A 26,257-nucleotide genomic window follows, 5' to 3' on the forward strand; every position below is an offset into this window, starting at 1 on the left:
ACGGGGGTGTCTACTGTGAATATCGAACTGCTGAACGCGGTGCCCGGTGGGCCGGAGCTTGTGGAATGGTTCGACGGCCATGCTCCTCGCTTTCATGACGCCGAGGTCACCAGCTTCGCATTCGACCGCGCCGGACCCACGTGCATGCTCCGCGTCCACGGCTTCAAGGTAAGCCGCGCGGTCAAACCGGATGGTCCCTACGTCTTTGAAGGCCATGCCGTCGTCACGTTCCGGTTAGGCGAGGTCACCGGGATGCAGCTTGACGGTTTCAATCACCAGAATGCGTTGATGGGCCTCAGCATCGTTCGGGGCCCGAACGAGGGCTTCCGGGTGGAACTCGACCCAGCCTATGGCCTGTCCGGGTTTATTGAGGGGCGGTCGCTGTCGATTGCTATTGAGCCCGGCATTCCGCCGGGCAGCCAATACGAGGCTCAGAACAACGTCCGCTAACCGCCCCCAAGGGGCAGTCCGCATCCGACCCATTGCAGACATAAGGGTGCACTTCAGGGCCGGTTGCAGACCGCACTTCAACGGCTAAGATTGAGCGATGAGCACCGCTTCCCTGCAAGCCGATACGACGGCACCCTGAGCTTATGGCTGTCAAACAAAGGATCGTCAGAATATCTCAGAGCTCGCTGAGCGAAGCGTCTGTCGATACCGACGCCTTGGAGCGGCTCTTGCGGTTCGACCTAGCGGGACCTGAAGATACCTTGGACCTCGATTGGGCCCCTAACGGGCTGCTAGCGCTTGCTCGACGGTCTTTTACGGAGGGGCAAGTCGCAGCGCTGCGGGACATATTAGAGGGATCAAAGCTCCTCAACGAGGAATGCGCGGCTGGACCACAACACGATCCTGTCTACTCAGATGTGACCTGTCTTGTCGCTCCTGAGGTCCAGCGTGCGGCAGGTGTCTTGGCTGGCCTAACCTCCACCGACATCCTTCGAGCACTTCCGGCGACTTGGGGGGCGCAAAGGGAAGTCATCGGCGCTGGGACGCCTGACGATCCGCCCAACTACTACAAAGAACACTTCTCTGCTCTTCTAAACTTTGCCCAAGGGGCGGCAGATCAAGAGCTCTGCTTAGTCCAGTGGTGGGACTGAACGTCATCGGCGCTATCAGCTGGGGCGAGCTCCACATGCGACCTCGACCGGACGTTGGGGCAAGGTCCATGGCACACTCGCCTATGTCCGCTTTCCACCCATTGCGGCCTTCGAATGCGCCCGCTCTTGGGCTGGCCGGCGACAGCCCGGAACACGGGTCATCCCTCGCACCGCAGCGGTGATCCGGACGCTCGCTCCTGAAACGCGAGACGCCCGGAAGCTGCGTCAGCAGCTGTCCGGGCGACAGTCGGAAGAGAGCTCCATGCCTGCCCGGTTCTCCGCTTCGCTTCGGCCGGGATGACAAGAGCCTCGACGGCTTCGGCCCCTACAGGATCTGCGATGCGTCCTCGAAGCTCAGCCGTGGCGAGCGCGGGAACAGGTTTTCGTCCGAGCCGTAGCCGATGTTCATGATGAAGTTCGGCTCGACGTTCGAGTCCGGGAAGAACTCGGCCTTCACGGCGGCCGGGTCGAAGCCCGACATCGGGCCGACGTCCAGCCCCAGCGCCCGCGCGGCCAGGATCATGTATCCGCCCTGAAGCGAGGCGTTGCGGAAGGCGCTCTCGCGGCGCATCGCGTCATCGGCGAACCAGTCCTTCGCGCCCGGCGCGTGGGGGAACAGCGTCGGCAGGTGCTCGGGGAAATCCAGGTCCTGGCCGACGATCACCGTCACCGGCGCCTGCGCGGTCTTGGCCTGGTTGCCTTCCGCCATCAGCGGCACGAGGCGCGCCTTCGCCTCCGGCGAGGTCACGAAGACAAAGCGGGCGGGGGTGTTGTTCACCGCCGTCGGGCCGAATTTGGTCAGGTCGTACAGCTTGCGCAGCAGCGCCTCGGACACCGGACGGTCAGTCCAGGCGTTGCGGGTGCGGGCTTCGGTGAAGAGTTGCGCCAGCGCCGCTTCGTTAAGCGGGGCGTCGCGGTCGGGCAGAGCGTCAAAGGCCATCGTGTGGTCCCTCCAGATATAGAACTGCAACAGCAGCGGGTGCTAAATAGGAGGGCCTGAAGGCGGCGCCAAGGGGTCTGGAACACTTTCTGTTGCAGATAGCGGATCCGTCATTTCGCCGACCCCTGTCGCCGGGCGCGCGAACCGCTTATCTAGGGGGCATGAAAGACCTCAACGCCCTGATGCAACAGGCCGCGCAGATGCAGCAGAGGCTGCAGGACGCCCAGGCCAAGATGGCTGAAACCTCCGCCTCCGGCAGTTCCGGCGGCGGCCTCGTCACCGTGGCCCTGAAGGGGCCGGGCGACATCACCGCCGTGACCATCGACGACAGTCTGATGGTCCCCGGCGACACCGAAATCCTCGCCGACCTGATCGTCGCCGCCCACGCCGACGCCAAGCGCCGGCTGGACGAGGTCAACGCCGCCCTGATGCGCGAGGCCGCCGGTCCCATGGCGGGGATGAACATTCCCGGCATGCCCAAGCTGTTCTGATGCTCGGCGGGGAGGGGACCACATGCCCGTGCTGCGGCTACCGCACGCTCGCTGAGGGCTGGGGCTCGTTCCAGGTCTGCCCCATCTGCTGGTGGGAAGACGACGGGCAGCAGCTGGCCAACCCCCTCCTGCGCGACGGCGCCAATTCAGTCAGCCTGGCCGAGGCGCAGCTGTATTTCATCAGCGCCGGGGTCAGCGATCCCCGCTTCTCAGCCCACGTCCGCGCGCCCGCCGAAGACGAGCCGGATCCCGAATGGCGGCCGCTCGAGAACGGCCGCGACATGCAGGGCGGCCCGATCATGACGGCCGCCGAACCCTACTGGCTGCGCACCTGATGGCCGCCTCCGCCGGACCCGAGATCGAGCGGCTGATCAGCCTGCTGGCCAAGCTCCCGGGCATGGGGCCCCGCTCGGCCCGCCGCGCCGCCCTGGCCCTGCTCAAGAAGCGTGACCAGCTGCTGGTCCCGCTGGCCGCCTCCCTGGCGGAGACGGCGGAGAAGGTGTCGTCCTGCTCGGTCTGCGGCGCGCCGGACACCCGCAACCCCTGCTCCATCTGCTCGGACAGGTCCCGCGACAACGGCCTGATCTGCGTGGTCGAGGAGGCCGGCGCACTGTGGGCGATGGAGCGCTCGGGCGCCTTCCGCGGCAAGTATCACGTGCTGGGCGGTCTGCTGTCGGCGCTGGACGGCGTCGGCCCGGACGCGCTCCGCATCGCCGAACTGGTGGGGCGAGTGCGCGGCGGCGACGCGAAAGAGGTCGTTCTGGCCCTGCCCGCCACCGTCGATGGCCAGACCACCGCCCACTACATCGCCGAACGGCTGGCGGGCGGCCAGGTCGAGATCACCAGCCTGGCCCGCGGCGTCCCCGTCGGCGGCGAGCTGGACTGGCTGGACGACGGCACCATCGTCCAGGCCCTGCGGGCGCGACGCCCGGCCTGAGGCCATCGGACGGGCTGCGTCCGTTTCTGACGCAGCTATCGGCTATCCTGCCGCCGGTTGCCTCCCAGGGCGACGCATCGGACGCATGCGGACGCATCGGACGGTGTTTTCAGTCGGACGTGGCGGCTTTCCGCGACTCCGGATAAGGAACGGAGCATGAACGCCTCGCTCGTCGCCGCCCTCGCCGCCTCCGTCGTCGCCCTCATCGCCCTCGCATGGGCGGTGATGGAGCGTCGCCGCGCGGCCGCCTCGGACGCCCGCGCCTGGGACCTGTCGCAGCGCTTCGCCGCCACCGAGGCCCGTCTGCACTATGCGGAGGACCAGGCCGCCATCCAGACCGCCCTGCTCCAGGCCCAGGCGAGGGAGCAGGCCGACACGGTGGCCGAGACGCTGCTGAAGCGGACCGACGAGACCTTCCGCACCCGCGAGCTGATGGCCCAGCAACGGATGGAGGCCCAGCTCAAGCCGGTCGCCGAAACCCTGCTGAAATTCCAGGAGCAGGTCGCGGCTCTCGAGAAGACCCGCGTCGAGGAGACCGGCGGACTCAAGGAGCAGCTGGCCCAGCTGATGACCGCCTCCAGCGCCACCCGCGACGAGGCGCGCAAGCTGACCGAGGCCCTGCGCGGCAACACCGGCCGCCGCGGCCGCTGGGGCGAGCAGACCTGCCGCAACGTGCTGGAGGCCGCCGGCATGGCGGGCCGCTTCGATTTCGAGGAACAGTCCTCCTACGCCGACGAGGAAGGGCGCCAGAAACGCCCCGACTTCATCGTCCGCATGCCCGGCGGCGGCATGTTTATCATCGACGCCAAGGTGCCCCTGACCTTCGACGATCCCGCCGATGGCGACGAGGAGGCGCAGGCGCGGGCGTCTTCGATCCGGATCGCGGCCAGCATGAAGACCCACGCGCGCCAGCTGGCCTCCAAGGCCTATCAGGACCAGTTCAAGCCCAGCCCGGACGTTGTCGTTATGTTCGTTCCGGGCGAGTCCTTCCTCGCCGCCGCCCTGGACCACGAACCCGAACTGATCACCCAGGCCATGGCCTCGCGCGTGCTCATCGCGACCCCCACCACCCTGTTCGCCCTGTGCAAGGCCGTCGCCTACGGCTGGCGCGCCGAGGAGCAGGCCAAGAACGCCGAGGAGGTCGCGAAGCTGGGCAAGGAGCTCTACAAGCGCCTTTCGGTCATGGGCGGCCACGCCGCATCGGTCGGAAAGGCGCTGGAAGCCGCCGTGGGCCGCTACAACCAGTTCGTCGGTTCGCTGGAAAGCCAGGTCATGGTCTCGGCCCGCCGCTTCGAGGACCTGCACGTCGATCACGAGGGCAAGGACATCCCCGAGCTCGCCCCCGTCGAACAGGCGCCCCGCACCCTCAGCCGGCCCGAACTCACCGACAGCGCCCGCCTCAGCCTGACCGAAGGCGGCTGAGACCGGTCCCGGCGCCGATTGACAAGGGCGCTTGACACGTCTCGCTGGTGATGTAAAACACCCTTGTCAAACAGACAGGGGAGCTTGTCATGCCGTCCGCCAAACCCAAACGCCCCCTGACCGGCGTCGCCGCCTTCGGCCTCGTATTCGGGCTGTCCATCCTCGTCGGCGTCTTCGCGGGCGTCGGCAGCGTCTTCGCCGGCGAGGTTCCCGGCGCGCCGGGACTGGCCGCGTCGCTGGCCGTCAACGGCGCCGCCATGGCCGCGGCCCTGTTTCTCTGCGTCTGGTGGTGGCGCCGGATCGACGAGGCCGCGCGCGAGGCCCACAAATGGGCCTGGTGGTGGGGCGGCTGCTCCGGCGCGCTCGTCGGCGGCGCCCTCCTGCTGACCGCCCTGCACCGGGACGGCGACCTGGGGCTCGGCGCCATGGCGCCCAACGACGTCCTGGTCGCGGGCATGACCCTGATGTTCACCTGTCAGGTGGTGGGCTACTGCATCGCCTGGGCGGTGTGGTGGGCGAAGCGCCGGTGAGGACCCTGTCATGAACAATCGTCTCAAGGTGCTGCGCGCCGAGCGCAACTGGAGCCAGGCCGATCTGGCGGATGCGCTGGGCGTCTCCCGCCAGACCGTCAACGCGCTCGAGACCGGCCGCTATGACCCGTCCCTGCCGCTGGCCTTCAAGATCGCCAGGGTCTTCGACCAGCCCATCGAATCCATCTTCTCGGAATAGGAGCCTGCGATGTCCGGCCTCTTCCCCGCCTCCACGCCCGAATGGGCCCGCCAGTTGAGCAAGGCCGTCCTCGCGGGCGCCGTCTTCGGCGCCGTCGGCTACGCCGTCGGCCAGTTCGCCGCCAAGCTCTTCCCCGGCCTCGAGCCGGACCTGCCCGACCTGCGCTGGGCCGACATCGTCGCCGGCCTGGTCGCCGCGGTGCTGCTGGTCAGCTGCCTCGGCACGGCCATCACCTCCTTCTATCGCCGGAGCCTGGGCCGCGTCCTCAAGCTGGAAGGTCCGGCCGGCGATGATGAGGTCCGTGACGCCCGCAGGCAGTCCGCCGTCCTGGGCCTGTCCGGGGTCATCATGATCCTGCCGATGATCCTCTCCGGCCTGGCCTTGCCGGTGACCGCCTCCCTCGCCGGGATCGGCCTTCTGCTGGTGCTGCACACGGCGCTGAACCTGCGCCTCTACCGCTCGGTCGACGAGCTGTTCCGCCGCGTGGTGGTCGAGGCCGGCGCCCTGACCTTCTGGCTGGGACAGGGCCTGCTCTTCATCTGGGCCGCCGCCGAACGTCTGGCGGTCGCCCCGCCGCTCACCGCCTGGGACATCTATGTCGTCCTGATGAGCGTCTACCTCATCGTGTCGATGGTCGTGACCTTCCGCCGCGGCCTCGCCTGATTCCCGCCTCCCCGATCCAGCTCTTCTCCAGGAGACCGTTCCGATGACGCTCGCTTCGCGCCTGAAATCCACCGCCGCCCTGACCGGCCGCACCGTCTTCGGCCTCGCCGCGGGGCTGGGCCTGGCCGCCGCCATCGCCTTCCAGCCCGCTCCGGCGCTGGCCCAGGCCGCGGCTCCCGCCGCTCCCGCCGTCGCCGCCGCGCCCCGCGCCGAGGGCGCCGGTCCGGCCCTGTGGGTCATCCGCGACGCGGACTCGACCATCTATCTGTTCGGCACCGTCCATGTGCTGCGCCCCACCACCGGCTGGGCGACCGACCGGATCGACACCGCCTTCGACAGCGCCGACCAGATCTGGTTCGAGATCTCCAACCCGGACGATCAGGCGGCCATGATGCCGATCGTGCAGCGCCTCGGCCTCTCGCCGCAGACGCCCCTCTCCAGCCTGCTGAACGCTGAGGAGAACGCCGACCTGCAGGCCGCCGCGGCCTCGATCGGCATGCCCGCCGCCCAGATGGACATCTTCCGCCCCTGGCTGGCCGGCCTGACCTTGTCGGTCGCCCCGCTGGTCAAGGCGGGCTACGATCCGGCCTCGGGCGTCGAGCTGGTGCTGAAGGCCCGCGCCCTGGCCGCCGGCAAGCCGCTCCACGGCTTCGAGACGCTGGAGGAACAGGTCGGCCTGATCGCGGGCCTGCCCGACGAAGCCCAGCTGGACTTCCTGCGCAGCACGCTGGAGACCTATGACAACGCCACCGTCGAGCTCGACCGCCTGGTCGGCGCCTGGTCGAAGGGCGATGTGGCGGCCATCGAGCGCTACGGCGTGCAGGAGATGAAGGACGACAACAAGGTCGTCTACGACACGCTGCTGACCAACCGGAACGTCAACTGGGCGGGCCAGATCCAGACCCTGCTGGACGGCTCGGGCACCGTCTTCATCGCGGTCGGCGCGGCGCACCTGGCGGGGGACGACAGCGTGCAGTCGATCCTCGAACGCCGCGGCGTCCACGCCACGCGGGTCGAGTAGGGGGCTGGAGCGGGCGGCGGGAATCGAACCCGCACGAAAAGCTTGGGAAGCTTTCAGGCTACCACTACATCACGCCCGCGCAGCCGGAGGCAGCCTTAAGCGGAACGCCGCGGTGCATCAAGGCGAGATGCGCGCAGGGGTTCCAGGCAGACGGAACTCCACGCCGTCTGTGGCCGAGATGACGGCATGGACGGTCGAGCCGTCCACGATCGTCAGCACGGCGCGTCCCTTGGGGATGTCCGCCAGGGGCGCGGTCATCAGGTCCACGTCGAAGGCGGTCAGGTCGGCGCGCTTGCCGACTTCGATGGTGCCCAGCTCGGCCTCGCGGAAGCTGGCGTAGGCCGGCCACAGGGTGAACATCTTCAGGGCCGTGGCGCGATCCACCGCCTCGTTCGGCCGCCAGTCGGGCCCCTGGAAGCCCTCCAGATCGCGCCGCGCGACGGCGGCGTAGAACTCGATCAGGGGCGAGCCGCGCTCGACCGGCGCGTCCGAGCCGCCGACGACGATGACGCCCCGGTCGGCCAGGCTGTGCCAGGCATAGGCCCCGTCCAGCCGGGCGTCGCCCAGCCGCGCGGGGGCGAAATGCAGGTCGCCGATGGCGTGGCTCGGCTGCATCGAGGCGATGATCGGCAGGTCGTGGAACCAGTGATAGTCGGACGGCCGCAGGATCTGGGCGTGCTCGATCCGCCAGCGCACGTCCGCGCCGTTGGGCCGCGCGGCGGCGGGGACGGCGTTGAGGGCCTCCGCGTACCAGCTCGCCACCGAGGCGTTGCCGCGATCGCCGATGGCGTGGGTCGCGACCTGGATGCCGCCCCGCAGCGCGGCTGCGTACAGGGGAACGATCTCCGCCTCGGTGATCTGCATCAGGCCGGTGGTGTCGGGTCGGTCGGCATAGGGTTCGAACAGGGCCGCGCCGCGTGAGCCCAGGGCGCCGTCGGCGTAGTATTTGATCGCCCGGGTGATGATCCGGCCGTCGGCGGCGCTGCGCGGACCGCCGGCGATCAGCTCGGCGGCGCCGTCGGGCGTGACGCTGTTGTAGACCCGCAGCGGCGCCTCGCCCGCCTCGGCCATCTGCTCCAGCAGGGGCACGTCGCGCCACGGGGCGCTCATGAAATGGACGCCGGTCCAGCCGTAGGCGGCCTCGACGCGGAAGCCCGCGCGATAGGCCTCGCGGGTGGCGGCGGGATCGGCCTGGGGCATAAGGCGGGCGACCAGCCCTTCGGCGGCGTCGACCAGCAGGCCGGTGGGTTCGCCGTCCGGCCCCTTCAGGATCTCTCCGCCGGACGGCGCGGCGGTCGAGGCGTCGATCCCGGCGGCGGCGAGGGCGGGGGAGGAGACGACCACCGCATGGCCGTCGGCGCGGCTGAGCAGGACGATGCGCCCCGGCGCGGCGGCGTCCAGGTCGGCGGCGGTCAGGAAGCGGCCCTCCGGCCACCGGGTCTCGATCCAGCCGCGCCCGACGATGGGGCCGTCCGGATGCGCCTGGGCCCAGACCGTCAGCCGGGCCATCGCATCCGCGACCGAGGCCGAGCCTTCGAGGTTCAGGGTCAGTTCGCGCCAGCCCACGCCGTCCAGGTGGGCGTGGCCGTCGGTGAAGCCGGGGAACAGAGCCGCGCCCTGCAGGTCCACCACCTCCAGATCCGCGGCGTCCGGCGCGCCCGCGAGCGCGCCGACGTAGGTGATGCGGCCGTTGCGGACCTGGACCACCTCGGCGGTCGGCGCGCCGTCAACGCCGGTGTAGATCGGACCGCCCCGGATGATCAGGTCCTGCGCCTGGGTCGAAGTGGCGGTTCCGGCCAGCAGCAGGGCGAGAAGGAGCGTCCGTCGCATCTGATCGTTCCTTACGGGAAGGGGCTTCGGACTCGCCTTATTGCGTCCGCCCCGTCAAGCTCGACACTTCGATCGTTCGAGGGACCTACGCCATGACGCCGCTCATCCTCGTGTTCGCCGGAGTGTTCCAGACGGCGCCGGCCGAGCCGGTCAGGGCCGAACTCTGCCTGGCCCATGTGAACGTGATGATCGCCGAGGCCGTGCGGGAGACGGGGCGGGTCGCCGGCCCCAGCTGGTTCATCCGCGACTGGTGGGAGGAGCGGACGCCTGCGTCGGGCGAGGCCGGAACCCTGACGCCGGAACAAAGAGCCGCGCTCGAACGGACGCTGGCCGAGCGCAGGACGCAGGACCGGGCGCGCCACGACTCCGAGCTGGGCTCGTGCGTGGACGAGGCGATCAGCGCCGGGGCCGTCCCGGGAATGGCGCGGGTCAGCCCGGGATGAAGCTCTTCACCATCGGCTATGAAGGCGAACCGCAGGCGGCGGTGATCGACCGGCTCAAGGCCGCGGGCGTCGAGGTGCTGGTCGATGTGCGCGCGGTCGCGGCCTCGCGCCGCGCCGGCTTCTCCAAGACGGTGCTGGGGAACAGCCTGGGCGAGGCCGGGATCGACTACGTCCACCTGCGTCCGCTGGGCACGCCCAAGGCCGGGCGCGAGGCGGCGAAGAAGGGTCGGATCGGCGAGATGCGGGAAATCTTCGCGGGTCATATGGCCGAACCCGCGTCAGAGGCGGCGTTCCAGCAGCTGCGCGCGCTGGCGTCGGAGAAGCGGACCGCGCTGCTGTGCTTCGAGGCCGACCACGCCGGGTGTCATCGCGCGGTCCTGGCTGAGCGACTGGCCGGCGAGGACGGGTTCGAGGTGGTGAACCTCTAGGGCCCGCTTCAGTGGGCCGCGAACAGGCCCCATCCCGCCGCGATGGCGATCAGGGCGAACAGCCAGGACGAGGGGAAGCGCCAGGGCGCGATCCCGCCCTTCATCGCGACCCAGATGGAAAGCGGGGACAGGATGACGGCGACCAGCGTCAGCAGGATCGCCACATCCGCCGAGCCCGGACGAACGGCGGCGACGCCGTAGCCGAGCGCCATGACCAGCAGCAGCACCGTGACCATGTGCCAGGTCATGTAGTTCAGCCAGCGGCTGGCCTTGTCGAAGTCGTGGGCGTCCAGCAGCGGACGGGCGGCGAACCGCCCGCCCACGAAGGTATGCACGGCGAAGGTGATCAGGGAGAGGACAGCGGCCGCCGCGAAACCCGCATTGACCGCCATCCCTTCCATGTCAGGCCGCCGCCTTCTTGCCTTCGAAGTTTCCATAGAAGGTCTCACCCTTGGCGGCCATGTCGCGCACGAACTGCGGGACCTTGAAGCGGTCGCCGTAGCGTTCGGCGTACTCGTCCGCCTTGGCCACGAAGGCCTTCAGGCCGGTCTGGTCGATGAAGGTGATCGGGCCGCCGGTCCAGGGCGCGAAGCCCCAGGCCAGGATGGCGCCGACGTCGGCCTCGCGCGGGTCGTCGATGACGCCCTCGTCCCAGCATTTCGCGACCTCGACCGCCTGCCGGTACAGCAGGCGCTGCTTCTGGTCCTCGATCAGCTCGGGCGTCGAGTCGTTGATCTTCACCGGGGCCAGGTCCGACAGGCCGGCCCACAGGGTCTTGGGCTTGGTTTCGTAGTCGTAGAAGCCCTTGCCGTTCTTGCGGCCGTAGCGGCCCAGGTCCTCGACCATCACGCGCACGATCTCGGAGCCCGGCAGGGGCACATACTTGTCGCCCAGGTCCAGCGCGGTCTGCTTGGCGACCTTGACCGACAGGTCCAGCGCGACGTCGTCGTGCATTTCCAGCGGGCCGCGCGGCATGCCGGTCATGCGGCCCAGGTTGTCGATCAGGGCCGGGGCGTAGCCCTCCTCCAGCATCGCCAGACCTTCGGCGACGTAGGTGGCGAAGCAGCGCGAGGTGTAGAAGCCGCGGCCGTCGTTGACGACGATCGGGGTCTTCTTGATCTTCAGGATGTAGTCCAGCGACTTGGCGATGGCCGCCTCGCCGGTCTTCTCGCCCAGGATGATCTCGACCAGCATCATCTTGTCGACGGGCGAGAAGAAGTGGATGCCGATGAAGTCCTCGGGACGGACAGAGGCTTCCGCCAGGCCGGTGATCGGCAGGGTCGAGGTGTTGGAGCCGAAGATGGCGCCCGGGGCCAGCTTGGCCTCGGCGCGCTTGGTCACCTCGGCCTTGATCTCGCGGTTCTCGAACACGGCCTCGATGACCAGGTCCGATCCCTTGATCAGGTCGTAGTCGGTGGTGGCGGTGACCGAGCCGAGCAGGGCGTCGAACTTGGCCTGGTCGATCTGGCCGCGCGACAGGCGCTTCTTCAGCAGCTCCTCGACGTGGGCCTTGCCCTTGTCGGCGGCTTCCTGGGTCTGGTCGATCAGGATGGTCTCGATGCCGGCCAGGGCCTGCACATAGGCGATGCCCGCGCCCATCATGCCGGCGCCCAGGACGGTGACCTTCTTCGGGTCCGACTTGGGCACGCCCGCGGGGCGGACGGCGCCCTTGTCCAGTTCCTGCTTGGACAGGAACAGCGAGCGGATCATGGCCTGGGCCTGCGGCGTCATCAGGGTCTTGATGAAGTAGCGGGTCTCGATGCGCAGGGCCGCGTCCATCGGGACCTGAACGCCCTCATAGACGGCCTTCATCAGGTTGGTGGCGGCCGGATAGTTGCCGTAGGTCTGCTTGCGGATCATCGCGTTGCCGACGATGAAGTTCTGCACCCCGACCGGGTGGTAGGGGCCGCCGCCGGGCAGTTTGAAGGACTTGTCGTCCCACGGCTGGACGGCCTTGCCGCCCTTGATCCAGGCCTTGGCGGCCTCGACCTCGGTCCCGACGGGAACGACCTCATGCACGAAGCCGGCACCCTTGGCGTCGTTCGGGCGGAAGGACTTGCCCTCGGTCATGGCCATCATGGCCGCCTGCACGCCGATCAGGCGCGTCAGGCGCTGGGTGCCGCCGCCGCCCGGGAACAGGCCGACCTTGATCTCGGGCAGGCCCAGCTGGATCTTCGAGCTGTCGCCCACGACCCGGTAGTGGCAGGCGAGGGTGAGTTCCAGACCGCCGCCCAGCGCCAGGCCGTTGATGGCCGCGGCCACCGGCTTGCCGCAGGTCTCCAGCGCGCGCAGGGCGCCGTTCAGTTTCCAGCCTGCGTCATAGGCTTCCTGCAGCGAACCGCCGGCCAGCATGCCGCCGGCCATGTCGCCCAGGTCGGCGCCGGCGCAGAAGCCGGAGGCCTTGCCCGAGGTCAGGACCGCGCCCTTGATGGCGTCGTCGGTCTTGATGCGTTCGACCCACTCGGGGATCTCCTGCATCACGCCCGAGGTGAGGGTGTTCATCGAGCGTCCCGGGACGTCGAAGGTGATCAGGGCGATGCCGTCGGCGTCGACGTCGATCTTGAAGTTTTCCATGTTCATGATCTCCGGATCAGACGCGTTCGATGACGGTGGCGGTGCCCATGCCGCCGCCGATGCACAGGGTGATCAGGGCGGTTTCCTTGTTCGAGCGCTCCAGCTCGTCCAGCACCACGCCGGTGATCATGGCGCCGGTGGCGCCGAGCGGATGGCCCATGGCGATGGCCCCGCCGCAGACGTTGATCTGGTCATGCGGGATGTCGAGCGCCTGCATGAAGCGCAGGACGACGGCGGCGAAGGCCTCGTTCAGCTCCCACAGGTCGATGTCCGACTTGGACATGCCCAGCTTGCCCAGCAGCTTGTTGGCCACGAACTCCGGGCCGGTCAGCATGATCGAGGGCTCCGAGCCGATCGAGGCGGCGCCGCGGATCTTGGCGCGCGGCTTCAGGCCCAGGGCCTTGCCGGCTTCCAGCGAGCCGATCAGCACGCCGGCCGAACCGTCGACGATGCCCGAGGAGTTGCCCGGGGTGTGGACGTGGTTGACCCGCGCGACCTCGGGGTAGCGCTGGTTGATCACGGCGTCGAAGGCCATCTCGCCCATCATGGCGAAGGACGGGTTCAGCGCGCCCAGGGTCTGCATGTCGGTGTTGGGGCGGATGGTCTCGTCATGGTCCAGACGGATAAGGCCCAGCTGGTCCTTGACCGGCACGACCGAGCCCTTGAACCGGCCCTCGGCCCAGCTTCTGGCCGAACGCTTGTGGCTTTCCACGGAGTAGGCGTCCACGTCGTCTCGGCTGAAGCCCCATTTGGAGGCGATCATGTCGGCCGAGACGCCCTGCGGGACGAACCAGGTCGGGAAGGCCGAGGACGGATCGACCGGCCAGGCGCCGCCGTCCGAACCCATCGGCACGCGGCTCATGGCCTCGACGCCGCCGCCGACGGCGAAGTCGGCCTCGCCGGACTTCACCTTGGCCGCGGCCATGTTCACCGCTTCCAGGCCCGAGGCGCAGAAGCGGTTGATCTGGACGCCCGCCGTGGTCTGGGCCCAGCCGGCGTTCAGCACGGCGGTGCGGGCGATGTCCGCGCCCTGTTCGCCCACCGGCGAGACGCAGCCCAGGATCACGTCGTCGACCTTGGAGGTGTCCAGGCCGTTGCGGTCGCGCAGGGCTTCCAGCACCTGGGTGGCCAGCGACAGGGCGGTGATCTCGTGAAGCGATCCGTCCTTCTTGCCCTTGCCGCGCGGGGTGCGCACGGCGTCGTAGATGTAGGCGTCGGCCATGGAGGAGGTCTCTTTCTTGGGTCCCCTAACGCTCGGCGCGCGGCGCCTCGCTGCTTGAGGGGAGGGTGCGGAATTGAAACTTGGGCAGCAGAAAGCGTACGTTTACGTCAACGTCAAGTAACAACCGTGAAGGCGTCCGCAAGGGGATGTGGGCGGCGTCACTCCGCCGCGTGGCAGACGGCCTCGACGTTGAAGCCGTCGGGGTCGAGGACGAAGGCGGCGTAGTAGGTCGCGCCGTAGTGGGGACGCACGCCCGGCGCGCCGTTGTCGCGGCCCCCCGCCGCCAGCGCCGCGGCGTGGAAGGCGTCGACCTGAACGCGGGTCGCGGCGCGGAAGGCGATGTGGTTGGCCTCGCCCGGGCGGTCCTTGTCAGCGATGACGAAATCGATCTCGCCGTCGACGCCGAACATGACGACGGTGGTCCCGTCCTCGGCGATCTCGTGCACCACCGCGTAGCCGAGCGGGGCGAGCGCTTTCTCATAGAAGGCGCGGGAGGCGGCGATGTCGGCGACGTCGAGGCCGATGTGGTCGAGCATGGCGGGCGATCTCCTGTGTCCGCTTTCAAACGCGCGAAACGGGCCGTTGTGTCAGCGACCGGACGCCCAAAGGGCTGAATTCGAGCGAACGACTCTCAGCTAGCTTGGCCTTTGGAACGGCGCGGCGAACGCGGCTTTCCGGGCTCGAAGCCATTGCCCAGGAGGAACCCCCATGGCCCAGACCTATGAAGAGATGGACGCGATCGCGATGCTGAAGGCCGACCACCGCAAGGTGGAAGGAATCTTCGAGGCGTTCGAAAAGGCGACCAGCCGCGACCGCAAGCAGGCGCTGGCCGAACAGGCCTGTCTGGAGCTGAAGGTCCACACCGCTATCGAGGAGGAGATCTTCTATCCGGCCTGTCGCGGTCGGATCGAGGACGATCTGCTGGATGAGAGCTACGTCGAGCATGACGCGGCCAAGACCCTGATCAACGAGATCGAGGCGGGCAGCCCGGCGGAGGACTTCTACGACGCCAAGGTGAAGGTGCTGTCCGAGATGATCGAGCACCACGTCAAGGAGGAGGAGCAGCGCGTTGAAGGCATGTTCAGCCAGGCCCGCGACGCCGGCTTGGACATGGACGACCTGGCCGACCGCATGCGCGCCCGCAAGGCGACGGCGATGGAGGAGTTCCAGGCCGGCAAGCCTGCTGAGACGCGCACCATGGAAGGGGACGATGTTGCGAGCGCCCTGACCGACGAGCCGATGGACGGACAAGGCGTCCCGCTTGAGCGCTAGGCGGAACGCGAACGGGCGGCGTACGCTTTGATCCGGTCCGACCGATCCGGAGATCCGATGCGCCGTCTCGCCTGCCTGTCCTTCGCCTTGAGCGTCCTGCTCGTCACGCCGGGCTGCGCCGCCCCGTCCGATCCGGGCGACGGCCCGCGCACCGTGCGGCCGATCCGGCCGCCGCGGGACGCACTGCCCTCGGATGCGATCGAGGTGCGGGTGCTGCGGGCCCACAACGCCGAGCGGGCGCGGGTCGGGGCGCCGGCGCTGATCTGGGACGAGGGGCTGGAGCGCGAGGCGCGGGCCTGGGCCCAGCACCTGATCGACACCGGCGATTTCGCGCACGACCCGGCCCAGCACGGCCACGGCGAGAACCTGTGGACCGGCTGGGGCAATCGCCGCTGGACGCCGGAAGAGATGGTCGGGGAGTGGATCGCCGAGAAGGCGCAATACCGCCACGGCGCCTTCCCCGCCGTCAGCCGCACCGGCGACTGGACCGCCGTCGGCCACTACACCCAGCTGGTGTGGAGCGGCACGACCCACGTGGGCTGCGCCGTCGTCCGCCGCGGCGACCGGTCGGTGCTGAACTGCCGCTATTCTCCGCCGGGCAACATCGACGGCATGCGGGCCTACTAGCCGACGTAGCCCGCTTGCATCAGCTCGGCGATGTGGACGATGGCCAGGGGGCGCTCGTCCTCGACGATCAGCAGGGTGGCGATCTTGTTCTGGGTCATCAGGTCGATGGCGTCGCTCATGCGCGCGCTGGGATCGATGACCTTGGGCCGAGCGCTCATGACGTCGGCGGCGGTCAGGCCCGACAGGTCGCCGCGCGCGAAGGCCCGGCGCACGTCGCCGTCGGTGACGATCCCGGCCAGGGTCCCGTCGGCGTTGACCACGGCGGCGGCGCCCTTGCGCCCTTCCGTGATGGCCGAGACGACCTCGGCGAAGGTCGCGGTCAGGGGCACTGTGGCCGGCGCCGGCGGACGGTCCCCCATCCAGTCGCGCACGCTCTGCAGGCTCATGCCCAGCTTGCCGCCCGGGTGGTGCAGGCCGAAGTCCTCGGCCGTGAAGCCGCGCCGCTCGGTCAGGACCATGGCCAGGGCGTCGCCCATCGCCAGGGTCATCAGGGTCGAGGTCGTAGGGGCCAGACCGTCCGGATGCGCCTCGGGCGCATTGGGCAGGGTCAGGCAGACGGCCGAGGAGCGGCCCAGGAAGCTGTTGGGGCGCTGGGTGATGCCGATGACCGGAATGCCCTCGCGCTGGCAGTAGATCAGCGGATCGCGCAGTTCGCGGCTCTCGCCCGAGTTGGAGATGGCCAGCAGCGTCACATCCTTGCGCAGCATGCCCAGGTCGCCGTGGCTCATCTCGGCCGGATGGACGAAGAAGGCGTTGGTCCCGGTGGAGGCCAGGGTGGCGGCGATCTTGCCGCCGATGTGGCCCGACTTGCCCATGCCGGTGACCACCAGATAGCCGGGCCGCGACAGGATGATCTCGACCGCCCTGGCCAGGCTGTCGTCGATGGCGGCCTCCAGCTGCTGCAGGGCCGCGATGTTCATCTCGATCACCTCGCGGGCGCGGGCGACCATAACGGCGGGATCGGCGGACAGGGTGGGTTCGGTCATGGACGAAAGCCTTTACAAGGAACGGCCTCTTGCTCAAACCGGCGAGGACCGGGCTCCAGTTCGCAGGTGGGGAAAGCATGAAGTTCGCGCATCTGGCGGCCGGCCTGTGCCTGTTCCTTTCGGCGTGCGGCGGACCCGCGGCGAGCTCGGACTTCAGCGCCGCGCTGGACGCCCAATTGCGGGCCAACGCCGAACGGTACGGCCCCCCGGCGCAGTCGGTGCTGGTCCTGCACAACGGCGAGGTGCTGTACCGCAACCAGATCGGCCTGGCGGATGTCGAGGCCGGACGGGCCGTGCGCCCGGACGACGTCTACGGCGTCTACTCGGTGAGCAAGCTGTTCGCGAGCACCCTGATCCTGGAACTGGCCGACAAGGGACGGCTGGACCTGAAAGCTCCGGCCGCCCGGTATGTGCCGACCCTGCCCGCAGCCTGGCGCGAGGTGCAGGTGGACCAGCTGCTCAGCCATGTCTCGGGCCTGCCCGACTTCGTCTCGGGCGCCGATGATACGACGGTCTTCCCGTCGACCCGCGACGAGATGTTCCGCGTGATGGGCGAGCGGCCGTTCGATTTCCCGACGGGCACGCAGGCCCGGTACAACCAGACCAACTATGTCGTGCTGCAGGCCGTTCTGGAGGCGGTGTACGGCATGTCCTACCGGGACATCGTCCGCAGCCGCATCGTCGAGCCGCTCGGGCTGAAGGACGTCTATCTGGGCGTGGAGAAGGCGCCCCGCGACCGGCTGGTCAGCCCCTATCACGGCGAGGACGGGCGGCTCGTTCCGGATCGGCCCATCCAGTGGCGCGACTACAGCGTCTCCCACGCCGAGCTCTACACCACGGCGGATGACCTGGGACGGTTCCTGACCGCGGTGGCCCAGGGGCGGTTCGCCCGGCAAGAGACGCTGGCGCGGCTATGGCGGCCCTACCCCCTGCCGAACGGCGGAACCGGCTTCGCCTCGGGCTGGGACTATGGCGAGAGCGGCGACTATCGCGAGGTCGGCCACGACGGGAGCGTCAAGGTGCGCGTGCGGCTGCTGTTCCGCGGCGAGGACCTGAGCGACCACTACATCATCGTCTACCTGACCAACGGCACGCCCGAGAACACCTGGACGCGGACCTTCGTGGATTCGATCCAGCCGATCATCCTGCGCGCCGGGAATTCCGAAACGCCCTAAGCCGCCGTCGTTTGCTGCATCTGCGAAACAAAAGGCCAAGCTGAGGGAAACCCGTGGGGCCTGACGCGTTAGGACGGCCATGGGCACGTCCGACCTGACTCTCGACGCCGACACCGCGGCGGTCGACGCCATTCCGCGTTTGCCTGCGCCGCCCGCGCGCCTGAGCCGACCGGCCCTCTTCCTCGATCTGGACGGCGTGCTGGCCGAGCTGGCGCCGACGCCCGACGCCGTGGTCCCGGATGCCCGGCGCACCGCCGTGCTGCAGGCGCTGACGCCCCGGCTGGGTGGACGGGTCGCGATCATCAGCGGTCGGACCATCGCCGAGATCGACCGAATCTCCGATTCCAGCATGGCTTCGGCCTCCGGCGTGCACGGGCTGGAACGCCGCCGCGCCGACGGCGCCTTCCTGCGCGCCGAGGCCTCGGAGGCCGTGCGCGGCGCGGTGCGGGCCTTCGAGGAGTTCGCCCGCAACCGCCCCGGGGTGGTGGTCGAGGACAAGGCCGTGGCCGCCGGCCTGCACTATCGCGGCGCGCCCGAGACGGCGGGGGACGCCGAGGCCCTGACCCGCCGCCTGGCGGCCGAGACCGGACTGACGCTGCAGCCCGGCAATATGGTCATCGAGCTGAAGACGCCCGGAGCCAGCAAGGGCACGGCGTTGAAGGCCTTCATGGCCGAGGCGCCCTTCGCCGGGGCGGTTCCGGTCATGCTGGGCGACGACCTGACCGACGAGGACGGCTTCCGGGCGGCGAGCGAACTGGGCGGCTTCGGCGTCCTGGTCGGACCGCCGCGCGAGACCGCCGCCCGCCACGGCCTGTCCGGGGTGGACGCCGTGCTGGACTGGCTGGAGCAGCTCGAGGTGGAGGCATGACCCAACCCGACCTGGACCTGGCCCCCATCGGCAACTGTTCGATCAGCGCCCTGATCGACCGGCGCGGCCGCTTCGTCTGGGCCTGCGCCCCCCGGGTGGACGGCGACCCCGTCTTCTCGGCGCTGATGGACGGCAATGACCCTCAGCACGGGTTCTGGGACATCGAGCTGGAGGGGCTGAAGCACATCAGCCAGGCCTATATTCGCAACACCCCTGTGCTGCGGACCGTGCTGACCAGCGCGGACGGGGCCATGGTCGAGATTCTCGACTTCGCCCCGCGCCATCCCAAGCACAGCCGCACCTATCGCCCGCTGGCCTTCGCCCGGATCGTGCGGCCCCTGGAGGGATCGCCCCGCATCCGCGTGCGGCTGCGGCCCTCGGCGGACTGGGGCGCGCGGCCGGCCGAACGCACCAGCGGCTCCAACCACATCCGCTATCTGTGCACGGACGTCATCCTGCGGCTGACGACCGACTGCCCGGTGTCGCATGTGATGAACGAGCGGACCTTCCGGCTGGAGAAGGCCCACGCCTTCTTCCTGGGGCCGGACGAGGGCTACGACCAGGATGTCGGACCGGGCGTCTCGGCGGCGCTGGATCGCACCATCGCCTACTGGCAGGACTGGGTGCGCAAGCTCTACCTGCCGCTGGACTGGCAGGAGGCGGTGATCCGGGCGGCGATCACGCTGAAGCTCTGCGCCTATGAGGAAACGGGAGCCATCGTCGCGGCCCTGACCACCTCGGTGCCCGAGTTCCCGGAGAGCGGACGCAACTGGGATTACCGGTACTGCTGGATCCGCGACGCCTATTACGTCGTACGGGCGCTGAACCGTCTGGGCGCGGTCGACCTGCTGGAGAACTACCTCGGCTATCTGCGCAACCTGGTCGACGCCTCGGGCGGCGGCCATGTGCAGCCGGTCTATGGTGTCGGCCTGGAAGAAGACATCGACGAACGGATCACCGAGACCGTCGCCGGCTATCGCGGCATGAAGCCGGTCCGCGTCGGCAACCAGGCGCGCGAACACCTGCAGCATGACGTGTACGGACAGATCGTCCTGCCGCTGGTCCAGGCCTTCTACGACCAGCGCCTGCTGCGCCCCGGCACCATCGACGACTTCCACGCGCTGGAGAAGGTCGGCGAGCGGGCCTTCGCCATGCACGACCAGGTCGACGCCGGCCTGTGGGAATTCCGGACCATCGCCCGGGTCCATACCTATTCCTCGGTCATGTGCTGGGCGGCCTGCGACCGTCTGGCCAAGGCGGCGGACCATCTGGGGCTGACCTCCCGGACCGAGGTCTGGCGCGCGCGGGCCGACCAGATCCGCGCCCGGATCGAGAAGGAGGCCTTCCTGCCGGATGAGGGCCGGTTCGCCGCCAGCTTCGGCAACCGCGAGCTGGACGCCTCCCTGCTCCAGATGACCGACCTCGGCTTCCTCGACGCCCGCGATCCTCGGCAGGTGGCGACCTTCGACGCCATCGAGCGGGACCTGAAGAAGGGCCCCTACCTGTTCCGCTATGTCGAGCCGGACGATTTCGGCGAGCCGGAGACGGCGTTCAACTTCTGCACCTTCTGGTTCATCGAGGCCCTGCACCAGAACGGCCGCACCGAGGAGGCGCGCGAGATCTTCGAACAGATGCTGAGCCGCCGGACCCATGCGGGCCTGCTGAGCGAGGACATTTCTCTTGGTGATGACGAGCTGTGGGGGAACTACCCGCAGACCTATTCGCTGGTGGGCATCATCAACTGCGCCGTGCTGCTGAGCCGGTCGTGGACGGATGTCCGGTGAGTTTCCATGAGTAGGTTGATCGTCGTCTCCAACCGGGTCTCGGCCCCCAAGGACCCCGCCGCGGGCTCGGCGGGCGGGCTGGCCATGGCGCTGTCGGCGGCGCTCAAGAAATACGACGGCCTGTGGTTCGGCTGGTCGGGCGAGACCGTCGAGCACTTCACTGGCGAGCTGCAGATCGAGGATCGCGCCGGGGTGACGGTCGCCCTGGTCGATCTGGAGGCCCAGGACGTCGACGAATACTACAACGGCTACGCCAACAAGACGCTGTGGCCGCTGTTCCATCACCGCACCGACCTGGCGGCCTACGAGCGGTCGTACGGCGAAGGCTATGAGCGGACCAACGCCAGGTTCGCCGAGGTGCTGGCGCCGCTGATCCAGCCGGACGACATCATCTGGATCCACGACTACCACATGATCCCGATGGCCCGGGACCTGCGCCGGCTGGGCATCAGGAACCGCATCGGCTTCTTCCTGCACACGCCCTGGCCCGCGCGGCAGCTGCTGGTGACCCTGCCGCATCACCGGCGGCTGGTGGAGTCGATGTTCGACTATGACCTGCTCGGCTTCCAGACCCGCGAGTGGCTGGACCTGTTCCGTGACTACGTCGCCTCCGAGCCCAGCGTGAACGGCAGGCTGCTGCCGAACGACGCGCTGGAGGCTTTCGACAAGACGGTCCAGACCGGCGTCTTCCCCATCGGCATCGACGTGGACGGCTTCCTGAAGGCGCGCAACTCGGCCTTCGGCCGCCGGACCTACGACCGGATGGCGGCGTCGTCGGCCTTCCGCTCGATGATGGTCGGGGTGGATCGGCTGGACTATTCCAAGGGGCTGGAGGAGCGGCTGCTGGGCTATGAGCAGTTCCTGAAGGACAACGCCGACAAGCGGGGCGATGTCTTCCTTCTTCAGGTCACTCCGATCAGCCGGGACGACGTGGACACCTACCAGGACATCCGCGGACGGCTGGAAGGCCTGGCCGGACGGATCAACGGCGAGTTCGCCGACATGGACTGGCAGCCGATCCGTTACCTGAACCGCACCTATCGCCGCGACCAGCTGGCGGGCATCTACCGCGCCGCGCGGGTCGGGCTGGTGACGCCGCTGCGCGACGGCATGAACCTGGTGGCCAAGGAATATGTCGCGGCCCAGAATCCGGAGGATCCGGGCGTGCTGGTGTTGTCGCGCTTCGCCGGGGCCGCCGAGCAGATGGGCGAGGCCCTGCTGGTCAATCCGTTCAGCCGCGAGGAGCTGTCCGACGCCATCAAGCGGGCGCTGGACATGCCGCTGGAGGAGCGCAAACGGAAGTGGCAGGCGCTGATGCAGGTCGTGCGCGACACCGACGTGGGCGTCTGGCGCGACGACTTCGTGGCCTCGCTGCAGGCGGTCGTGCGAACGACCGGGGACGAGGGCGGCGGCATGGGGGACGACGGAAGCGGCGCCGCCCACGCCGCCTGATCGGTCAGGCGACCTCTGCCATCACCGGCGGCGTGCCGTCCTTGGCCGTCGCCAGCAGATTGGCCGGACGGTCCGTGATGCGGGCCAGCCAGCGGTCCATCAGCTCGCTCTTGGGGGCGAACTCGCGGCCCCAGGCCATGGCCGAGCCGACCATGACATCCACCGCCGTGAACCGGTGGCCCATCAGATAGGGGCCATGCTCCAGCGCGGTCAGGATGCGGGCGTTGACCTGATCGTAGCGGGCCTTGGCGACCGGATCGGTCTCCGTCTGGCCGCTGATCCGGGCCCAGTAGGCAGGCTCCATCTCGCCCGCCGTCCACGCCAGCCAGGTGACGTAGGCGGCCCGCTCCGGCGATCCGACCGGCGCGCCGAGATCGGCGGCGGGGAAGAGGTCGGTCAGATACAGCGCGATGGCGGCCGATTCGGTGACCAGGGCGCCGTCATGCAGCAGGGCCGGAACCTTGCCGTCCGGATGCAGGTTGGCCGGGTCGCGGCGGCCCGAGGCGGTCTGGGCGCGGATGATGTCGACGTATTCGATCTCGCAGGGTGCGCCGATCTCCTCCATCAGCCAGACGATGCGGCCCGAACGGGACCAGGGCGCGTGAAACAGGGTCAGCATCGTGTCTCTCCATTGTGGCGGGCGATGCTCGCTACGCGTCCTCCCTTTCGTGGGGATGACAATTCGCGACCTGGGCCCTGCGCCCGACGACCCCTCGTCGCCGGCAGTCCATTGACTACTGCCACCCTGCTGCCAGCATGCTGTCAGCAGCCGTTCGCCATCCTGCCCTCAAGCAGCGAGCGACCGCGTCGCGAGTGATAGGGCAGAACATCTTGAGACGCGCCGACCGCCTCTTCCAGATCATCCAGGTGCTGCGGCGCTCGTCCAAGCCGGTCACGGCCGACGCGATCGCCGCCGAGCTGGAGACGTCCAAGCGGTCGATCTATCGCGACATCGCCACCCTGATGGGCCAGCGGGTGCCGATCCGGGGCGAGGCCGGGCTGGGCTATGTGCTGGAGGGCGGCTTCGACATGCCGCCCCTGATGCTGACCTCCGATGAGATCGAGGCGGCGGTGCTGGGCGCGCAGTGGGTGGCCGGCCGGGGCGACCCGGCGCTGGCCCGGGCCGCGCGCGACCTGATCGCCAAGATCGCCGCCACCGTGCCGGAACGCCTGCGGCCCGTGGTGCTGGAGCCCGCCGTCGCCGGCCCGCCCGTGTGGACCAGGGAACGCAAGACGGACGCGCTGGACATGGCGCAGGTGCGGATGTGGATTCACGCGGGCCGCAAGCTGGCCCTGCATTACGCCGATGAGCAGGGGCGCGAGACCACGCGCACCATCTGGCCCTTCCTGATCGGCTATCGCGAGACGACGCGCTTGCTGGTCGGCTGGTGCGAAACGCGCGACGACTTCCGCACCTTCCGCACGGACCGGGTGGTGTCGGCCGAGTTCCTGGAAGAGCGTTATCCTGGACGGCCCGCCGTGCTGCGCGCCCGCTGGAGCGCCAAGATGGAAGCCGACCGGGCGGCCTGGATCGCCGCCGGTAAGCCCGATCCGCACGGGTAGTTCCTCCCCCTGAGGGGGAGGAACGGCCGCATCTCAGTAGATTTCGAACAGGCCGGCAGCGCCCATGCCGCCGCCGATGCACATGGTCACGACGCCGTACTTGGCCCCGCGGCGCTTGCCTTCGATCAGGACGTGGCCGGTCATCCGGGCGCCCGACATGCCGTAGGGGTGGCCGATCGAGATGGCGCCGCCCGAGACGTTCAGCAGCTCGTTCGGAATGCCCAGGGTGTCGCGGCAGTACAGGACCTGGACGGCGAAGGCCTCGTTCAGCTCCCAGATGCCGATGTCGTCCATGGTCAGGCCGTGGCGCTTCAGCAGCTTGGGCACGGCGTAGACCGGGCCGATGCCCATCTCGTCCGGCTCGCAGCCGGCGACGGCCATGCCGCGATAGGCGCCCAGCGGCTGCAGGCCGCGCTTCACCGCCTCGCCGGCCTCCATGATCACGCAGGCCGAGGCCCCGTCCGACAGCTGGCTGGCGTTGCCGGCGGTGATGAACTCGCCCTGCTGGATCTCCTCGCCCGAGCCGAACACGGTCTTGAGCGACTTCAGGCCTTCCAGCGTCGTATCGGCGCGGTTGCCCTCGTCCTTGGAGAGGGTGATCTCCTTCTTCGAGGTCTCGCCGGTGGCCTTGTCCGTGACCAGCATGGTGGTGGTCATCGGCACGATCTCGGCGTCGAACCGGCCTTCAGCCTGGGCCTGGGCGGTGCGCTGCTGCGACTGCAGGGCGTACTCGTCCTGCCGGTCGCGATCGATGTTGTAGCGGCGGGCCACGACCTCGGCCGTCTCCAGCATCGACATATACATATGCGGCGCCAGCTTCAGCAGGTCCTCGTCCTTGCCGCGGTACAGGTTCATGTACTGGTTCTGGACCAGCGAAATGCTCTCCAGGCCGCCGCCGACCGCCATCTTCTGCTGATCGAAGATGACCTGCTTGGCCGCCGTGGCGATGCCCATAAGGCCCGAGGCGCACTGGCGGTCCAGGCTCATGCCGGGGACGGAGGAGGGCAGGCCGGCGGCCAGGGCGATCTGGCGGGCCACGTTGGTGCCGGTCGAGCCCTGCTGCAGGGCCGCGCCCATGACCACGTCCTCGATCTCGGCCGGCTCGACGCCGGCGCGGGCGACGGCGTGCTTCACGGCGTGGGCGCCGAGCTGCTGGGCCTGGGTGTCGTTGAAGGCCCCGCGGTAGGCGCGGCCGATGGGGGTGCGGGCGGTGGAGACGATGACGGCTTCGCGGGACATCTGAGTATCTCTCTTTGTAAGTGCGCTACCGCTCGGCCCGCGGGGCCTCGCTGCTTGAGCGCGATTTCCTCTGGACTGCCCCCGGCTTCTGTCGGCCGGTTCAGCGACTGGTGAATAGTCTAGGCGCGTGCCGTGGCGTCAACGCAATCCTGTCCGGCCCCGAAACCTCCCTGCGCCTCAAGCAGTGAGGCTCCGCGAGCCGAACGTAGGCGCCGCGCCGAAAGCGCGCTCTCTTAAGAGTGGGCCTCCTGCGCCTTGGTCAGTTCGATGATGCCCTGGGCGGCGCCCATCTCAGGGACGATCTCGCCGGCGCGGTCCGAAATCTCGGCGAAGCGGGCCTCGATCTGTTCGGGCGCGTCCTCGCCGACGATGCGGACGCCCTGGGTCAGGGTGATGTAGGCGCGCTCGAAGCCGCCGGCGCCGGCCGCCAGGATGCAGCGGGTCGGCGCGTTCTCGCTGACCAGATAGAGCAGGCCCGGCGAGACCAGCTCGGGTCCCAGGGCCTCCAGCGGCAGGGCGGCGCCCAGGTCCTCGGTCATGCGGGTGTGGGCGGTGGGGGCCAGGCTGTTGACCCGGATGCCGTTCTTGGCGCCCTCGATCGACAGGGTCTGCATGAAGCCGACCAAGGCCATCTTGGCGGCGCCGTAGTTGGCCTGGCCGAAATTGCCGTACAGGCCCGAGGACGAGGTGGTCATGACGATGCGGCCGTAATTCTGGGTCCGCATGATCTCCCACACCGCCTTGGTGCAGTTCACCGCGCCCATCAGGTGCACGTCCATGACGAACTGGAAGTCGGCGATCTCCATCTTGGCGAAGCTCTTGTCGCGCAGGACGCCGGCGTTGTTCACCAGGATGTCGACGCGGCCCCATTTCGCCATGGTGGCGGCGACCATGGCCTCGACCGCGGCGTAGTCGGTGACGGAGGCGGCGTTGGCGATGGCTTCACCGCCCAGGGCTTCGATTTCGGCGACCACGGCCTCGGCGGCGGTGGCCGAGCTGCCCGAGCCGTCGCGGGCCCCGCCCAGATCGTTGACGACCACTTTTGCGCCGCGTTTGGCGAGCGCGAGGGCGTGTTCGCGCCCCAAACCACCCCCGGCGCCGGTCACGATGGCCACGCGACCCTCAAAACTCATCGTCATTCGAACATTCTCCCTGTGGTGAGTATTCTCCTAGCAGGCGTTTCAATCAGGGAAACCCCGCCCATTGTGTTGAAACGGCGCCACAGTCGCCGCATTGAGAGCCAGATTGCGGAACCGGAACCGTACATTGTGGTTAGGTGCCGGGAGCCCCCCGTGTAAGCGTGGGGATATCGGGCAAACCTTGAGTGAGGGATATGATGAAGGTGAAACTTCTCGCCGGCGTCGCGATGGCGGGGCTGTTCGCAGCCGGCGCTGCGGCGGCCGAGCCGAATGGTTGGTACGGGGCGATCGACGCCGGGTACCACACCATCGACGACCTGGAACTGGTGTCGCAAAACGCCGGTCCGCAATT

28 protein-coding genes and 1 tRNA gene are annotated in these 26,257 nt (G+C 68.9%); 18 read left to right on the forward strand and 11 right to left on the reverse strand.

Annotated features, from left to right (window positions below; genetic code table 11):
- Positions 1–15 precede the first annotated feature (15 nt).
- Positions 16–450, forward strand: coding sequence for a hypothetical protein (locus tag AC3WRV_RS16660; RefSeq protein ID WP_492314120.1), 435 nt, complete (start codon positions 16–18; stop codon positions 448–450).
- Positions 451–1,425: 975 nt separating this feature from the next.
- Here the strand turns inward: AC3WRV_RS16660 and AC3WRV_RS16665 are convergent.
- Positions 1,426–2,040 (reverse strand): malonic semialdehyde reductase, encoded by a 615-nt coding sequence (locus AC3WRV_RS16665; protein WP_492314121.1) that lies wholly within the window; start codon positions 2,038–2,040, stop codon positions 1,426–1,428.
- Between the two features lie 161 nt (positions 2,041–2,201).
- Here AC3WRV_RS16665 and AC3WRV_RS16670 point away from each other — a divergent pair, with 161 nt between their 5' ends.
- From AC3WRV_RS16670 to AC3WRV_RS16705, 8 genes are all read left to right on the forward strand, one after another.
- Entirely contained in the window at positions 2,202–2,531 is a 330-nt protein-coding gene (locus AC3WRV_RS16670; RefSeq protein WP_291837392.1) for a YbaB/EbfC family nucleoid-associated protein, read from the forward strand.
- Positions 2,531–2,866, forward strand: a complete 336-nt coding sequence (locus AC3WRV_RS16675; RefSeq protein WP_492314122.1) for a CPCC family cysteine-rich protein — start codon at positions 2,531–2,533, stop codon at positions 2,864–2,866. The genes AC3WRV_RS16670 and AC3WRV_RS16675 overlap by 1 nt, the downstream gene beginning before the upstream one ends.
- A complete protein-coding gene (gene recR / locus AC3WRV_RS16680; RefSeq protein WP_492314123.1) occupies positions 2,866–3,468 on the forward strand; it encodes a recombination mediator RecR in 603 nt (200 codons plus the stop codon). The genes AC3WRV_RS16675 and recR overlap by 1 nt, the downstream gene beginning before the upstream one ends.
- Positions 3,469–3,624: 156 nt before the next feature.
- Positions 3,625–4,890 (forward strand): DNA recombination protein RmuC, encoded by a 1,266-nt coding sequence (locus AC3WRV_RS16685; RefSeq protein ID WP_492314124.1) that lies wholly within the window; start codon positions 3,625–3,627, stop codon positions 4,888–4,890.
- 89 nt (positions 4,891–4,979) lie between these two features.
- Positions 4,980–5,420, forward strand: coding sequence for a hypothetical protein (locus tag AC3WRV_RS16690; protein ID WP_492314125.1), 441 nt, complete (start codon positions 4,980–4,982; stop codon positions 5,418–5,420).
- Between the two features lie 10 nt (positions 5,421–5,430).
- Positions 5,431–5,619 (forward strand): helix-turn-helix transcriptional regulator, encoded by a 189-nt coding sequence (locus AC3WRV_RS16695; RefSeq protein ID WP_291837405.1) that lies wholly within the window; start codon positions 5,431–5,433, stop codon positions 5,617–5,619.
- Positions 5,620–5,628: 9 nt separating this feature from the next.
- Complete coding sequence (locus tag AC3WRV_RS16700; protein WP_492314126.1) at positions 5,629–6,282, forward strand: hypothetical protein; 654 nt, start codon at positions 5,629–5,631, stop codon at positions 6,280–6,282.
- Positions 6,283–6,325: 43 nt separating this feature from the next.
- Complete coding sequence (locus AC3WRV_RS16705) at positions 6,326–7,303, forward strand: TraB/GumN family protein (RefSeq protein ID WP_492314127.1); 978 nt, start codon at positions 6,326–6,328, stop codon at positions 7,301–7,303.
- A 5-nt stretch (positions 7,304–7,308) separates the two neighbouring features.
- On the opposite strand, the gene AC3WRV_RS16710 is transcribed toward AC3WRV_RS16705, so the two are convergent.
- Both AC3WRV_RS16710 and AC3WRV_RS16715 read right to left on the reverse strand, forming a co-directional pair.
- A tRNA-Gly gene (locus AC3WRV_RS16710) sits at positions 7,309–7,382 on the reverse strand.
- A gap of 38 nt (positions 7,383–7,420) precedes the next feature.
- On the reverse strand, positions 7,421–9,133 hold the full coding sequence (locus AC3WRV_RS16715) for an amidohydrolase (RefSeq protein ID WP_492314128.1): 1,713 nt from the start codon (positions 9,131–9,133) through the stop codon (positions 7,421–7,423).
- Between the two features lie 92 nt (positions 9,134–9,225).
- On the opposite strand from AC3WRV_RS16715, the gene AC3WRV_RS16720 reads away from it, so the two are divergent.
- Entirely contained in the window at positions 9,226–9,576 is a 351-nt protein-coding gene (locus AC3WRV_RS16720; protein ID WP_492314129.1) for a hypothetical protein, read from the forward strand.
- Positions 9,573–10,004, forward strand: a complete 432-nt coding sequence (locus tag AC3WRV_RS16725) for a DUF488 domain-containing protein (protein ID WP_291837801.1) — start codon at positions 9,573–9,575, stop codon at positions 10,002–10,004. The genes AC3WRV_RS16720 and AC3WRV_RS16725 overlap by 4 nt, the downstream gene beginning before the upstream one ends.
- A gap of 8 nt (positions 10,005–10,012) precedes the next feature.
- Here the strand turns inward: AC3WRV_RS16725 and AC3WRV_RS16730 are convergent, their stop codons facing one another.
- From AC3WRV_RS16730 to AC3WRV_RS16745, 4 genes are all read right to left on the reverse strand, one after another.
- Positions 10,013–10,405, reverse strand: coding sequence for a hypothetical protein (locus AC3WRV_RS16730; protein ID WP_492314130.1), 393 nt, complete (start codon positions 10,403–10,405; stop codon positions 10,013–10,015).
- Position 10,406: 1 nt separating this feature from the next.
- On the reverse strand, positions 10,407–12,578 hold the full coding sequence (locus tag AC3WRV_RS16735; RefSeq protein ID WP_492314131.1) for a 3-hydroxyacyl-CoA dehydrogenase NAD-binding domain-containing protein: 2,172 nt from the start codon (positions 12,576–12,578) through the stop codon (positions 10,407–10,409).
- Between the two features lie 16 nt (positions 12,579–12,594).
- Positions 12,595–13,800 carry an acetyl-CoA C-acetyltransferase gene (locus AC3WRV_RS16740; protein ID WP_492314132.1) on the reverse strand — a complete coding sequence of 402 codons (1,206 nt, stop codon included), beginning with the start codon at positions 13,798–13,800 and terminating at the stop codon, positions 12,595–12,597.
- A 158-nt stretch (positions 13,801–13,958) separates the two neighbouring features.
- Positions 13,959–14,336 carry a VOC family protein gene (locus AC3WRV_RS16745; protein ID WP_492314133.1) on the reverse strand — a complete coding sequence of 126 codons (378 nt, stop codon included), beginning with the start codon at positions 14,334–14,336 and terminating at the stop codon, positions 13,959–13,961.
- A 172-nt stretch (positions 14,337–14,508) separates the two neighbouring features.
- Here AC3WRV_RS16745 and AC3WRV_RS16750 point away from each other — a divergent pair, with 172 nt between their 5' ends.
- Both AC3WRV_RS16750 and AC3WRV_RS16755 read left to right on the forward strand, forming a co-directional pair.
- Positions 14,509–15,072 carry a hemerythrin domain-containing protein gene (locus AC3WRV_RS16750; RefSeq protein WP_492314134.1) on the forward strand — a complete coding sequence of 188 codons (564 nt, stop codon included), beginning with the start codon at positions 14,509–14,511 and terminating at the stop codon, positions 15,070–15,072.
- Positions 15,073–15,129: 57 nt separating this feature from the next.
- Positions 15,130–15,699, forward strand: a complete 570-nt coding sequence (locus tag AC3WRV_RS16755; protein WP_492314135.1) for a CAP domain-containing protein — start codon at positions 15,130–15,132, stop codon at positions 15,697–15,699.
- On the opposite strand, the gene AC3WRV_RS16760 is transcribed toward AC3WRV_RS16755, so the two are convergent.
- Positions 15,696–16,685: a KpsF/GutQ family sugar-phosphate isomerase gene (locus AC3WRV_RS16760; RefSeq protein ID WP_492314136.1), complete on the reverse strand. Its 990-nt coding sequence runs from the start codon at positions 16,683–16,685 to the stop codon at positions 15,696–15,698. The two genes, AC3WRV_RS16755 and AC3WRV_RS16760, sit on opposite strands and share 4 nt — an antisense overlap.
- Positions 16,686–16,762: 77 nt before the next feature.
- Here AC3WRV_RS16760 and AC3WRV_RS16765 point away from each other — a divergent pair, with 77 nt between their 5' ends.
- From AC3WRV_RS16765 to AC3WRV_RS16780, 4 genes are all read left to right on the forward strand, one after another.
- The gene (locus tag AC3WRV_RS16765) at positions 16,763–17,860 is read left to right on the forward strand and encodes a serine hydrolase domain-containing protein (RefSeq protein WP_492314137.1); all 1,098 of its coding nucleotides are present in this window, start codon (positions 16,763–16,765) and stop codon (positions 17,858–17,860) included.
- A gap of 79 nt (positions 17,861–17,939) precedes the next feature.
- Entirely contained in the window at positions 17,940–18,728 is a 789-nt protein-coding gene (gene otsB, locus AC3WRV_RS16770; RefSeq protein ID WP_291838456.1) for a trehalose-phosphatase, read from the forward strand.
- Positions 18,725–20,512, forward strand: a complete 1,788-nt coding sequence (locus tag AC3WRV_RS16775; protein WP_492314138.1) for a glycoside hydrolase family 15 protein — start codon at positions 18,725–18,727, stop codon at positions 20,510–20,512. The genes otsB and AC3WRV_RS16775 overlap by 4 nt, the downstream gene beginning before the upstream one ends.
- Before the next feature lie 6 nt (positions 20,513–20,518).
- Positions 20,519–21,964, forward strand: a complete 1,446-nt coding sequence (locus AC3WRV_RS16780; protein ID WP_492314139.1) for an alpha,alpha-trehalose-phosphate synthase (UDP-forming) — start codon at positions 20,519–20,521, stop codon at positions 21,962–21,964.
- A gap of 4 nt (positions 21,965–21,968) precedes the next feature.
- Here the strand turns inward: AC3WRV_RS16780 and AC3WRV_RS16785 are convergent, their stop codons facing one another.
- A complete protein-coding gene (locus AC3WRV_RS16785; RefSeq protein ID WP_291838448.1) occupies positions 21,969–22,583 on the reverse strand; it encodes a glutathione S-transferase family protein in 615 nt (204 codons plus the stop codon).
- A 212-nt stretch (positions 22,584–22,795) separates the two neighbouring features.
- Between AC3WRV_RS16785 and AC3WRV_RS16790 the strand changes: the two genes are divergently transcribed.
- Positions 22,796–23,527 (forward strand): helix-turn-helix transcriptional regulator, encoded by a 732-nt coding sequence (locus AC3WRV_RS16790; RefSeq protein WP_492314140.1) that lies wholly within the window; start codon positions 22,796–22,798, stop codon positions 23,525–23,527.
- A 33-nt stretch (positions 23,528–23,560) separates the two neighbouring features.
- Here AC3WRV_RS16790 and AC3WRV_RS16795 read toward each other — a convergent pair whose 3' ends face one another.
- Both AC3WRV_RS16795 and AC3WRV_RS16800 read right to left on the reverse strand, forming a co-directional pair.
- The gene (locus AC3WRV_RS16795) at positions 23,561–24,766 is read right to left on the reverse strand and encodes an acetyl-CoA C-acyltransferase (RefSeq protein ID WP_492314141.1); all 1,206 of its coding nucleotides are present in this window, start codon (positions 24,764–24,766) and stop codon (positions 23,561–23,563) included.
- A gap of 233 nt (positions 24,767–24,999) precedes the next feature.
- Positions 25,000–25,899 (reverse strand): SDR family NAD(P)-dependent oxidoreductase, encoded by a 900-nt coding sequence (locus tag AC3WRV_RS16800; RefSeq protein WP_492314142.1) that lies wholly within the window; start codon positions 25,897–25,899, stop codon positions 25,000–25,002.
- Positions 25,900–26,257 lie beyond the last annotated feature (358 nt).

Source organism: Brevundimonas sp. EU05-FHT14B11, assembly GCF_058790835.1.